This window comes from Micromonospora sp. NPDC004336 (assembly GCF_053602615.1).
Genome location: NZ_JBSGDY010000011.1, coordinates 42,869 through 54,564, shown reverse-complemented (window position 1 = coordinate 54,564; position 11,696 = coordinate 42,869). Strand labels below are relative to the sequence as shown.

8 protein-coding genes are annotated in these 11,696 nt (G+C 70.6%); 6 read left to right on the top strand and 2 right to left on the bottom strand.

Annotated features, from left to right (window positions below):
• The first annotated feature begins 112 nt into the window (after window positions 1-112).
• Window positions 113-1,417, top strand: a complete 1,305-nt coding sequence (locus ACWENR_RS04705; protein WP_452275701.1) for a sugar transferase — start codon at window positions 113-115, stop codon at window positions 1,415-1,417.
• A 55-nt stretch (window positions 1,418-1,472) separates the two neighbouring features.
• On the opposite strand, the gene ACWENR_RS04700 is transcribed toward ACWENR_RS04705, so the two are convergent.
• Complete coding sequence (locus ACWENR_RS04700; RefSeq protein ID WP_452275700.1) at window positions 1,473-2,576, bottom strand: DUF1501 domain-containing protein; 1,104 nt, start codon at window positions 2,574-2,576, stop codon at window positions 1,473-1,475.
• A 145-nt stretch (window positions 2,577-2,721) separates the two neighbouring features.
• Entirely contained in the window at window positions 2,722-3,990 is a 1,269-nt protein-coding gene (locus tag ACWENR_RS04695) for a DUF1800 domain-containing protein (protein ID WP_452275699.1), read from the bottom strand.
• Window positions 3,991-4,233: 243 nt separating this feature from the next.
• Here ACWENR_RS04695 and ACWENR_RS04690 point away from each other — a divergent pair, with 243 nt between their 5' ends.
• From ACWENR_RS04690 to ACWENR_RS04670, 5 genes are read left to right on the top strand one after another with little or no spacing between them, the layout of a single operon-like run.
• Window positions 4,234-5,394 (top strand): glycosyltransferase, encoded by a 1,161-nt coding sequence (locus ACWENR_RS04690; protein WP_452275698.1) that lies wholly within the window; start codon window positions 4,234-4,236, stop codon window positions 5,392-5,394.
• The gene (locus ACWENR_RS04685; protein WP_452275697.1) at window positions 5,381-6,577 is read left to right on the top strand and encodes a glycosyltransferase; all 1,197 of its coding nucleotides are present in this window, start codon (window positions 5,381-5,383) and stop codon (window positions 6,575-6,577) included. Before ACWENR_RS04690 ends, ACWENR_RS04685 begins: the two co-directional genes overlap by 14 nt.
• A 2-nt stretch (window positions 6,578-6,579) precedes the next feature.
• Window positions 6,580-7,845 carry a glycosyltransferase gene (locus ACWENR_RS04680; protein ID WP_452275696.1) on the top strand — a complete coding sequence of 422 codons (1,266 nt, stop codon included), beginning with the start codon at window positions 6,580-6,582 and terminating at the stop codon, window positions 7,843-7,845.
• Window positions 7,836-9,032, top strand: a complete 1,197-nt coding sequence (locus ACWENR_RS04675) for a glycosyltransferase (protein WP_452275695.1) — start codon at window positions 7,836-7,838, stop codon at window positions 9,030-9,032. The genes ACWENR_RS04680 and ACWENR_RS04675 overlap by 10 nt, the downstream gene beginning before the upstream one ends.
• Window positions 9,032-11,692: an O-antigen ligase family protein gene (locus tag ACWENR_RS04670; RefSeq protein WP_452275694.1), complete on the top strand. Its 2,661-nt coding sequence runs from the start codon at window positions 9,032-9,034 to the stop codon at window positions 11,690-11,692. Before ACWENR_RS04675 ends, ACWENR_RS04670 begins: the two co-directional genes overlap by 1 nt.
• Window positions 11,693-11,696 lie beyond the last annotated feature (4 nt).

Below are 11,696 nucleotides of genomic sequence, written 5' to 3'. Positions count from 1 at the left end.
ACCGGTAACCAGCGAGCCGCAGTCGGCCCCCCAGGCCGGTCTGGACACGACCGCGGTGTTGCCGTACGCCAGCTCCAAGGCATCGTCTCGGACACGCGGGTTACGAGCGTGGATGATGACGGTTCCCATCGACGTGGCCGCGCTGCTCGCTCCGCTGCTGCTCAGCCAGAGCTACTGGCGCGGAACCTTGGCCAACGCCGCCCTGACCGTCGTCATCTTCGCGACCGGAGGCCTCTACCGGCCGCGCCGGCACGTGAGCATCCTCGACGAGCTGCCGAGTCTCTGTGGGCGGCTGCTGGCCTCCGCCGCGGTGGTGGCCATCATCGCGGCGGAGCGGCACTCCTCGGTGGCGTACGTCGGCGGGTTCATGCGGGGCGTCGCGCTCTCAGCAGGGCTGGTGATCGTCGGCCGGGCGCTCAGCAGGGCGCTCACCCTCCTCCTGCGCAAACGTCGGTGGGTCGAGCACAACGCCATCATCATCGGCAGTGGGCCCATCGGGCTCGAGCTCGCCCGGCTGCTGCGCCGCTACCCGCAGTACGGTCTTCGGTTCGTCGGCTGCGTCGACGCGGCGTCGCGCCAGGGCACCGGAACGCTTCCGCTCATCGGCACCCTCGACGACCTCGAACAACTGGTCCGGCTGTCGGAGTGCGAGGTGCTGGTGATCGCCGACCCCGACTGCCTCGAATCCGCTCTCATGGATGTCCTGTTGCGGCCTCGCAGCTCGCGCTGTGACCTCTGGGCGGTGCCGCGCCTGTGGGGCTCCCGCTCACAGGGCGGATACCCCGATCACATCGGTGCCATCCCGATCGTCAAGATCAGCGACATCTCGCTCTCCGGCCCACGGTGGGCGATAAAGCGGGCCTCCGACGTGCTGTTCGCCTCGGTCGCGTTGATCGCGTTGAGTCCGGTGCTGTTGCTCTGCGCCATCGCCACATTCATCGACGGCGGCCGGGGCATCTTCTTCTACCAGGAGCGGATCGGCCGCTACGGCAAGCCGTTCAAGGTGATCAAGTTCCGTTCGATGCGGCCGGTGAACGAGCAGGAATCCCAGACGAACTGGTCTATCGCGCACGACAAGCGGGTCGGCCCGATCGGTCGGTTCATGCGCCGTACATCGCTGGACGAGCTGCCGCAGCTGTGGAACATCCTGCGCGGCGACATGAGCGTGGTCGGGCCGCGGCCGGAACGGCCGTACTTCGTCGAGAAGTTCTCGGCGGAGTACCCGACCTACGCGGCACGCCATCGGGTCCCCGTCGGGCTGACGGGGCTCGCTCAGGTCAGTGGCCTGCGGGGCGACACCCCGATCTCCGACCGGGCGCGGTTCGACAACTACTACGTCGAGAACTGGTCCCTCTGGCTCGACGTCAAAGTGGTGCTTCGCACGGTCACGGAGGTGTTCCGGGGCGGCGGTCGCTGACCATCGCGGTCCAGGCGGCACAGCGTGGACCCAGTCGGGTGAGCCGGCGACGCCGCTAGCCGCTGCCCAGGAGCGGCATCGACTTGGGCCGGTACCCCTCGAAGTAGCGGCTCGGGTCGGCGTGCAGCACCGATTCGAGCACGCTCCCGAAGACGTCCCGGAAGTCGACCGTGGCCTTGAGGTCGCCCTGGTCCAGATCCGTCAGGCTCGGGTGCTCGCCGTGAAGACCGCCAGCGACGCGCTGGCCCAGGACGAGCACCGGACCTGCAGTGCCGTGGTCGGTGCCGTCCGAGGCGTTGGCGCGCACCCTGCGGCCGAACTCGCTGTAGACGACGACGGTGACCCGACGGCCGGCCTCCGACTGAGCCATCCGGTCGACGAATGACGACAGTGCGGCGTCGAGCTGCCCGAGCAGCAGTTCCTGCGTCGACAGCTCGTCGGCATGGGTGTCGAAGCCGCCCAGACTGACCGAGTAGACCCGGGTGGGAACCCCCACCTCCACGCATCTGGCGACCAGGGCGAGCTGGGCCGACAGCGCGCTTTCGCCTCCCGTACCGGTGGCCGGAATGGTGGGTTCCATGTCTGCCTGCGGCGCTGCCGTGGCCTCGCCCGCGCCTCGGATGACCTGACGCAGCGCGAGCAGTTCGGCGTAGGCGGCGGCGGCTCGGGCCTGCAACTCAGGCTCGCCCGGCTCCACCTGTCCGAGGTCGGCCACCAGGTCGGCGTCGATCCAGGGCGGCAGCTCCAGACCCTGGTAGCTGACGCAGGAACCGATCCGTCGCCGCCCGACCAGCAACGGCGGCAGCACCGGCTCGAAACTGACCGCCGTGCCCACTGGCGCGTCGATGTCGTCCAGCCACCGGCCGATCCAGCCGGTGCTGGCGGGATTCGCGGGCGAGCCCGTCTGCCAGATGTCCATGGAGCGGAAGTGGCTGCGGTCGGGACGCGGGTAACCGACCCCTTGGACGATCGCCAGGCGTCGATCGTCCCACAGCCGCTTCAGGCCGGTCATGACCGGATTCAGCGCCAGCGTCTCGTTGAGGAGCAGCGTCCTCTCGGGGGGATACGCCAGATCCGGCCGGCTGTCGTGGTAGGCCGGGTCCGCGTACGGGATGACCGTGTTGAGGCCGTCGTTGCCGCCGTACAGGGTGACCAGCACGAGTGTCTCGGCGGGTGGCCCCTCAGTACGTCCGGCGGTGCCGATCAGCCGGGAGTAGGCGAACGCGCCGCTTCCGGCGGCCAACGCTGCCGCTCCGGTCACCCCTGAGGCGAGCAGGAACCGACGACGGGTAACAGCGTCCATCTCAGGTCACCACGTATTCCGGGCTGACCAGGCCCAGAGTCAGCATCATGCGGGGATTGTCCGCCCGCCGCAGGACTTCGTACGTCCGGTTGGTCCACCTGTCGACGCAGAGCATGGCCGCTAGCTCCTCCGGGGTGAGACGGCCGGGCCGGACCTGGCTGGCCAGCTTTCCGGCGAGGCTGAGCTTCAGTCGGGCTGCCGCGGAGGTGAGCCACGCGGCGCCCGCCGGCCAACCCCCGACGCTCGGCGGAGCGAAGGGCCGTTGCCCAAGGCCGCCCAGCCCGTCGAAGAGTTGGATCAGCGTCTCACGAGGGATCTTGGCTGGCCGCAAGCCCAACTGGCGCATGGCGCCGACCATCCACTCGATCGGTTGCTTGACCATCGTGCCGGCGGTGGCCCGGAAGGCGTCGTCGGTGAACAGGGCCCGCAGCATCGCATTCGGCGCCGGGAAGGCCGCGACCATCCGCTTCCGGGTGGCCGGTGGGATCGGCTCGGTCGACGAGGCATAGCGGAACCACAGGCGGGTGGCGATGAACTCGGCGCAGGCCGGCTGCCGGAGCAGGAGATCGACGAGACCGCGGGCGGTGAAGGCGTCGGTGACGCCGAGGATCGTCTTGTCACCGCCGTCGTGGTCGTCGGGGTCCAGCGTCGCACGCTCGGCGTGCAGGTCGATGCGCCAGCCGGTCAGCGCGCGACCGGCCTCCTTGACGTCGGCCTCGGTGTAGTTTCCGATGCCGAGCAGGAAAAGCTCGCAGAGCTCCCGCGCGAGATTCTCGTTGGGGGCTTTCCGTGTGTTGTACTGCCCGTCCAGCCAATGCACGAGCGCCGGATCGACCACCATCCGGCGGGCCATCTCGGCGATGTTCGGTGCCAGGCGGAGGGTGCGATGCTGAGCCAGCATCAGCTGCGGGCTCTTGACCTTGCGGATGGACGTCGCCCAGTGGCCGTGCCAGAAGAAGAGCAGTTTCTCGACCGCCTGGTGATCAGCCACGGTCATCCGGTCCAGCCACCACCGCGTCAGCTGCTCCGACTGCTCCTCGCGGGCCTTGTCGGCGGCCGTCCGCTGCCCGTCGCTAGGATTCGACATACGACCGTAGGGATCCGGACCGAACTGCGGAAACGGGGCGCTCATGGCACCGATGTCCGGGCCTGACGGCGTGGTCAGCCGCAGCACGGTGGCCTCGTAGCCGACCCTGGTCGCCGCCGCCAGCTCCGCCGCCGTGGGTCCGAAACCGGCGCGGCGGAGCAGCAGCGCCACATCGTCGGTCATACGCCAACCATAGGCGACGCCGACCCGAGCACAATCCGCGTCCCATCTGGTCAGTAAGCCGTCGTCAGGCGACCACGCGGGCCGGCGAACCCCTGGCCCTGGCTCGCGGCCGTCAGGCGGTACGCGCGGACGAACCCGTCCCGAGGCCCGCCGCAGGCGCCGACGGGCGTCCCGGTGACGATGCGAGTTCGGTAGCATCCCGCCGTCGGAGTGCCGGTCGTAAACGGTGTTGGGTGGATCGTCATGTCAGAGCAACCGCTGCCGGTTTCCGGTGCATCGCCACCACCCCCGGGTCAGCCAGCCTCGGCGCGGACACCGGCCACGCTGGTCGACCGCTCGGTGGCCCTGGTCCACGAGTGGTTCGGCGCGACCGGCGGATCCGAGCAGGTCTTCCGGCAGATCGCCGACCTCGTGCCACACGGCGAGCGGTTCGTGCTCTGGAAGGACCACGACGCCGGCGAGCCGGGGTTGCGCGAGTCGTGGTTGGCCCGGACCCCCCTGCGCCACAGCAAAGCCGTCGCGTTGCCGTTGATGCCGCTGGTCTGGCGTACCCTCAGCCGACAACGATTCGACGTGGTCATCTCGTCGAGCCACGCCTTCGCGCACACCGTCAGGTTGGGCGCCCCGGAGACGACCATCCATCTCAGCTACGTCCACGCCCCGGCGCGGTACATCTGGAGCCCGGCGTTCGACGGCCGGGGTTCCAATCCGCTGCTGAGCGTGCCCCGGCGGATCTTGCAGGGCGTCGACGTCCGCCTCAGCGACCACGTGCGCGGCTACGCCGCCAACTCACGTGAGGTGCAGACGCGGATCCGGCGGTACTGGCGGCGGGACGCGGTGGTCATCAACCCGCCGGTGGACGTGGAGTGGTTCGCCGCCGCGCCGCCGGCCGACCGCGTCCAGGCCCGCGAATACCTGCTCGGGGTGGGACGGTGGATCCCGTACAAGAACTTCGACCTCATCATCGCGATCGCGGAGGCCGCCGGGATGCCGCTCGTGCTGGCCGGGTCCGGCCCGCAGGAGACGCAGCTGCGGCAGCTGGCCGAGCGGGCGAACGTTCCCGTCGTCTTCGAGGTCCGGCCCGACCGGGAGCGGCTGCGTCAGCTCTTCTGGGGTGCCCGCGCACTGCTGTTCCCGGTCCACGAGGACTTCGGCATCATCCCCGTCGAGGCGCAGGCGTGCGGCACCCCGGTCATCGGCCTGCGCCGGGGCGGCCTGCTGGAGACGGTGGTCGACGGCGAGACCGGCTTCCTGACGGATTCGACGGAACCGGCCGACCACGCCGCCCTCGTCCGGCGACTCGACGAGCTGTCCGCCGAACGGGTCGCCGCTCACGCCACCGGGTTCTCCCCCGCCCGCTTCGCCACGGAGATGACCGCGTGGATCGACGATGAGTGCCGCTGACCGGGATCGTCCGGCTCGGCCGATGAGGATCCTGCACGTCAGTCACACCGGGCACCGGGGCGGCGCCGAACTGGCCCTTGCCCGGCTCCTCGCGGCCGGACCGTCCTGGACGGCGGGTCTCTGTCTTCCGCCTGTCGGAGATGCTTTCGGCGGGCTGGCCGGGCACGGGGTGGCCCTCGATCCTCGCCTTCCGCAGCTTCCGGTGGGCGGGACCCGCAGCCGCAGCCCGATGCTCGCGGCGCGGTACCTGACGTCGCTCCGCGCCGCTGCCGGCGCCCTGCGGGGCAGTGCGCTGTTCGGCGCGGCCGACGTGATTCACGCGAACACCGCCGCCGCCGCCATCATCTCGGCCCTGGCGAACCGAGGCCGATCGGTTCCGTTGGTGGTCCACCTCCGCGACCTGGTCACACCGGAGAGCATGGGTCGGTTCGGGTATGCCGCCTTCACCCGGTTGGCACTCCCACACGTCGCCGGGGTGATCGCCAACTCCCAGACGACCCTCGCCTCCGCCGCTGACCGGCTTCCGGCCGGTGCCCGACGGGTGGTGCTCCAGAGTCCCAGCGGCCTACTGGAGCGGGTCACCCAGCCGCACGTCCGTGACCAGGTCCGAGCCATCGGCATGGTCGGCCGCCTGCAACGATGGAAGGGCCAGCACGTCTTCCTGCGCGCGTTCGCCAACGTCTTCCGCGGCACGGACGTACGCGCCCGTCTCGCCGGGGCTCCCTTGTTCGACGAAGCCGCCTACGAGCAGGAACTGCGGACGCTCGCCGTCGAGCTGGGCATCGCGGGCCAGGTCGACTTCCTCGGGCATGTGGACGACGTAGCCGCCTTCGTCGACTCGGTCGACGTGCTGGTTCACGCATCCGTCCGGCCCGAACCGCTCGGCCAGACCGTCCTTCAGGGGCTGGCCCGTGCCAAGCCGTTGGTCGCGACCGAGGGCGGCGGACCGAGCGAGTGGATCCGCAGCGGAGCCAACGGCCTGCTCGTACCGCCGGACCAACCGCACGCCCTGGCGGCGGCCCTGCGTAAGCTCGCCGATTCCCGCGAGACGCGCAGGGAACTCGCAGCCGGCGCCGCCGCGACGCCCGGTATCCTCTCCGACGCCGAGTGCACACGGGCCCATGCCGCCTTCTTCCAGGCGTTCGCCCCGGCAACTGGCTCCTCGTTGACGGAAAGGCGGTAGGCATGGGCGCTCCCCGTCACCCACTGCGAGTTGCGTACGTCCTGCTGCGCGACCCGAGCTACAGCGAGACCTTCATCACATCCGAGATCGAGGCGGTCCGGGCCACCGGCGCGATCGTCGAGGTCTTCGTCGCGCGACGGGGCGGCCGGAACGCCGAGGTGCATCAGGCCGCCGGCACGCTCCTGCGGCACCCTCTCCGCGCGCAGGAGGAGGTGCGGGCGCTCGGCACGTCATACCTGCCCCGGGCCGTACTCGCGACCGGTCACGCCGACCGGCTGGCCGGCCCGGTCGCCAACTTCCGCCCGGACGTGCTGCACACGCACTTCGTGAACCTGCCAACCGCCGTCGCCGTCCTGGTGGGCCGGCGGATCGGGGTCCCGGTGACGGCGATGGCGCACGCCGCCGATTTCCTGCTGGACCCGAACGGCGCAGCCCTGGACCGCCGGCTCCGGTTGCTCAGCCATCTCTTCGTCATCTCGCAGGCCGCCGCGGAACAGCTGAGCGAGCGGGGGGCGAATCTGTCGACGATCCCGCACGGGGTGGTCCGGGCGGCGTTCGACGGCGAGATCACGGAGCCCCGGCAGCGTTCGAGCGGTGACGTGACCCGCCTGGTCACCGTCGCGCGGCTGGTGGAGAAGAAGGGTGTGGACACCGCGATCGACAGCGTCGCCCAACTGGTCCGCAGCGGCCTCCCGGTGCGCTACGACGTGTACGGCGACGGGCCGCTCCGGACGACGCTGCAGGAGCGGGCCAGCGCGGCAGGCCTCGCCGACGTGGTCGCCTTTCATGGCGCGGTGAGCCACCGAGTGGCGACTGCCGCACTCGCCGACGCCGACGCCGCTGTGCTGCCGTGCCGCCGGGCGGCGGACGGTGACCTGGATGGCATACCCGTCTTCCTCATGGAGGCCGCCAGCCGGGGTGTGCCGGTCGTCACGACCGCCGTATCGGGAATCCCCGAGTTGATGGGCCCGGTCGGCGGCTGGCAGGTGCCACCGGACGACCCGCAGTCCCTGGCCGACGCGGTGCGCCAACTCGTCCACAGCCCGGAGGAGCGGTGGCGACGGGCAGCCAACCTCGCTGTCCGGCTCCGCGAGGAGTTCTCCCCCGGGTTGCAGGCCCAGCGGCTGCTCGCCGTATGGAATCGGCTGGCGGGCCAGCGAGATGTCGCTCCCGCCGGCGCCGGCGACGGGGCCGGCGCCGCCGGACCGGCGATCGGGGCGGGTCCGCAGGGCGCAAACGCCGAGGAGGCTGGGACGAGATGGACCTGACGGTCGTCGTCACCTTCTTCCCGATCCCCCAGGACCGCGGTGACCCGGTTCGGGTGTTGATGATGCTGCGCGCCCTGGCACGGGTTCGGCCCTACACACTGTTCGTGGTCCGCCGCCCGGAGACCACTGCCGAACAGGTGACTGAGCTACGTGCCCTGCTGCCCGGTGTCACAGTGCGGGACTTCGCTGCCGCGCCGTATCGGCTGAACCGGCTCGGACCGCTCGGCCGCTACCAGGAATCCCTGCGCGACGGCATGCCGCCGTGGGTACGCACGCGCTACAGCCAGGAACTGCACGAGGCGCTCCGCGCCCGCACCGGGGCCGGTCTGGCCATCGGCGAGGCTGCGGGGGCGTACATCCGGGACACTTCTCTGCGGTGGCACTGGGACAAGGCGAACGTGCTGGCCACCAGTAGTCGCCAGGACATCGACGAGGCCGCCGGTGTGGCCCACCACCTCAGGGCGCACTACCTGGCCCGGATCTCCACCCGCTTCGAGGAGCAGGCCCTGGGGAATGCGACAACGGTCTCGGTCACGAGCGAGGAAGAGGCGACGCGACTGGCACGGACGTACGGTCGCACGCCGGACTTCATCCTGCCCAGTTGTGTGCCGCTGCCCGACGGTTACGCGCCCCGCCCGCTCGATCGGCGACTGGTCTGGCTCAGCAGCTTCTCGTACCAGTCGAACCTCCTCGGCCTGCAGCGGTTCCTTGCCGAGGGTTGGCCGCGGTTGAGCCGCGCCGGGTTCACTCTCGAACTCGTCGGCTCGGGTCTCACCGACTCGATTCGTAACAGTTTGACCGGGATCGAAGGCCTGGAAGTCATTGGCTGGGCCCCCGATCTCCGGCCGGTGCTCGCCCGGGCCCGAGCCTCCGTCGTGCCGCTCTGGAGCGGAGCCGGGGTGAAGCTGAAGACGCTCACCCTTCTGGCACACGGGGTACCCGTGTTCAGCACACCGGTGGGCCTTGAGGGCGTCCCTCCGACCGACGCGGTCCGCGTGGCCGACACTCCCGAAGGGCTCGCCGCCGCACTCCTCGCGGCCGGCTCCGCGCAGCTCGACCGGATGGCCGCCGAGGCGCAACACCTGGTGCGGAGCCGGTTCTCGGAGGCGCACTTCGCGGACCAGTTGGTGGGCTCACTCGGCCGTTACGGCCTGCTGGGTGACGCCGTTCCGCACGAGGGCCCGTGATGTCGACGCGGAAGCTCGTGTCCGCGTCCTTCGCGAACTTGCTGATCCCGATCAGCGGCCTGCTGGTCAGTCCGTTTCTCTCCCGTGAGCTGGGTCCCGAGGGTCGGGGCGTCTACGCGGCGCTGACTCTGCCGATCGTCGTGTGGGGCTGGATCGGGACGTTCGGCCTCCAGGACGCGCTCAGCTACCACGTCCGGCAGGGCCGACTGTCCAGCCGCGCCGCGGCGAAGGTGAGCCTCGTGGCCATGGCGCCGCTCAGCCTGCTCGCCGTCAGCCTGCTGGGGGTGCTCGGGTTCCTCCTGTTCTCGGACGCCGACCAGTACCGCGAGTTCCTGGTCCTGGCGCTGCTCGCCCCCCTGCACGTGATGGCGAACCTCTTCATCGGTGCGCTGACCGGTAACTCGGACATCAGCGGGTTGAATCTGGTCAAGGTCGTGCCGGCGATGGTCCGGACCGGTCTGGTCATCTTCGCCTGCCTGGCGTTCGACGTGAACGCGTACCAAGCCGGACTCATCTTCGCCGGCTCGGTCCTGACCGGGGTGGTCTTCGGGCTGGTACGGCTCTGGGCGGCGCCCGACGCGGGTTCGGTGGAGGCGGAGCCACGGGTACCCACCGGCTCACTCATCCGTTACGCCCTGCTCTGCCTGCCCGGCGTGCTGGCCGCAGTTTCCAGCGCCCGCCTGGGTCAGATCATCGGGCTGCCGTTGATCGGCGCCCGCGAACTCGGCTACTACGCCGTCGCGGTCAGTGTCGCGGAGATTCCGATGGTCATCGCCACCGCCGCCAGGTCGATGCTGATGGGCCGTCAGGCCAGTGGCGACGTACGGGCAGCGACCCAGGTCGCCCGGCTCGCGGTCCTGACGTCCGGCGTGGCGTGCAGCGTGCTGGCGCTCATCGCTGGGTTCGCCGTGCCGCTGGTCTTCGGCACCGCGTTCACGCCAGCCGTGGCGCCGACCATCATCCTCTGCGCCGCCACCGTCCTGTACGCCTGCATGACCATCTACTCGGCGGCTCTGCTGGCGCACAACCGTCCCGCCTGGTCGTCCACCGCACTGGTGACGGGTTCCCTGGCCGGCGTAGCGGCGCTGCTCGCGCTCGCCCGGTTCGGCGCCGTGGGAGCTGCGGTGGCGAGCTTCATCGGCTACGCAGTCACCATGATCATCACAGCGTTGGGGGTCGGCCGGGTGCCGGAAATACGCTCGCTACGCATGCTGACGGTGCCCTACGACGACGACCTGCGTCTCATCCGGGACAAGGTCGCCACGATGACGGCTCGGCTCGGTCGGTCCAAGGTGACGGAGTCCGAGCCAGTCGAGGAATCGCCGGCTGAGCCGCACGACACCTCACTCCTGGGCCGTGCCATGGCCACGGGTCGCCGGCTCGGCCCGGGCACCATCGGGGTGGCCGCGCTGATCGTACTGGCCTGGCTGCGGATCGTGTCCGCGCAGACGATGCAGCTCCTCACCGCCGGACGGCCGACGTTCAACTCCCGCGAGGTGGGCGGGTCGCCCGTGGCCGACCTGATCGGCGACGGTCTCACGCTGCTGTACCTCCTCCTGGCCGCCGGCCTCGCCGCGCACGGATTCTGGCGCCACCGGCCGACCGGGTACCGATGGCTGGCCGTCGCCCTTGCCGCACTGCTGGCGATCGAGTGCGCCGGTCTGCTGCACGGGCAGGCGCCCGGTGCCGTCGCGGCGGCCTTTCCGCTGACCGCGATCGCGATCTGGGCGCAGCGTCCTCGGACAGCGGTACTGGGCGTCATCGGCGTCCTGGCCGGGCTCACCGCCCTCGGTTCGATGATCTTCGCCGTCGTGCGGCCCGACCTGGCGCTCCTCACAGGAGCCGCGGCGGGAGACAAGACGGTCCTGCTCGGCGGCCTGCTCACGGGGCCGTACCTGCACTCGAACGTGCTCGGTCTGGCACTGGCGCTCGGCGTCGCCTTCGTCTTCCACCTGCGCCATCCCGTGCTCCGCTGGTCGTGCCTCGCCCTGATCCTCGTCGCCCTGTACTGGACCGGTTCGCGAACCAGCCAGCTCGCCGCAGTCGCGGTGGTCGGGTCGTACCTCGCGATCCGGCTGCTCCGGGGGCGGAGCTGGCCGGCCTCTGTTCTGTTCGCCGCCGGAGCGCTGCTGGTAGGGGTGGTGCCGCTGGTCACCAGCGACCCGACGAGCTTCAGCGAGAGGGGCCAGATCTGGGGCGGCCTGCTCGATCGGTGGAGCGAGAGCCCGTTGGTCGGTTGGGGTCCGGAGGTCTTCCAGGATCCGGCCGTCACCGCCCTGATCGGCGGCCAGTTCAACCACGGCCACAACGTCATGGTGCAGTTGCTCGTCATCGGCGGCTTGGTGGCCCTCGTGCCGTTCGTGCTGCTGTGCGTCCTGGCCTGGAAGCGAGCCGCCGCGCTCACCGCCGGCGGTCAGCCGGCCCCGCTGCTCTTCCTCGTCGCGCTCGCGCAGGTGTCGTGGCTGGAGGCGTCTCACGTGTCGACGACGCTGACCGGCTACGTGACCTGGCTGCCGATACTGGCGATCGCGCTGGCCGGCCGGCCCACGGCACCGGTCCCCCCGGATGCGGGCGCGCCCAGCGCACTGCGGTCGCCGGAGCAGCCGACGGTCGTCCGAGGACGCCTGTCGGTGCCGATGCCCACGACCGCGGAGCAGTAGGCGA

Coding starts and splice junctions, on each gene's coding strand:
- ACWENR_RS04705 (WP_452275701.1), top strand. CDS start 113: ATGATGACGGTTCCCATCGACGTGGCCGCGCTGCTCGCTCCGCTGCTG.
- ACWENR_RS04695 (WP_452275699.1), bottom strand. CDS start 3,990: ATGACCGACGATGTGGCGCTGCTGCTCCGCCGCGCCGGTTTCGGACCC.
- ACWENR_RS04690 (WP_452275698.1), top strand. CDS start 4,234: ATGTCAGAGCAACCGCTGCCGGTTTCCGGTGCATCGCCACCACCCCCG.
- ACWENR_RS04685 (WP_452275697.1), top strand. CDS start 5,381: ATGAGTGCCGCTGACCGGGATCGTCCGGCTCGGCCGATGAGGATCCTG.
- ACWENR_RS04680 (WP_452275696.1), top strand. CDS start 6,580: ATGGGCGCTCCCCGTCACCCACTGCGAGTTGCGTACGTCCTGCTGCGC.
- ACWENR_RS04675 (WP_452275695.1), top strand. CDS start 7,836: ATGGACCTGACGGTCGTCGTCACCTTCTTCCCGATCCCCCAGGACCGC.
- ACWENR_RS04670 (WP_452275694.1), top strand. CDS start 9,032: ATGTCGACGCGGAAGCTCGTGTCCGCGTCCTTCGCGAACTTGCTGATC.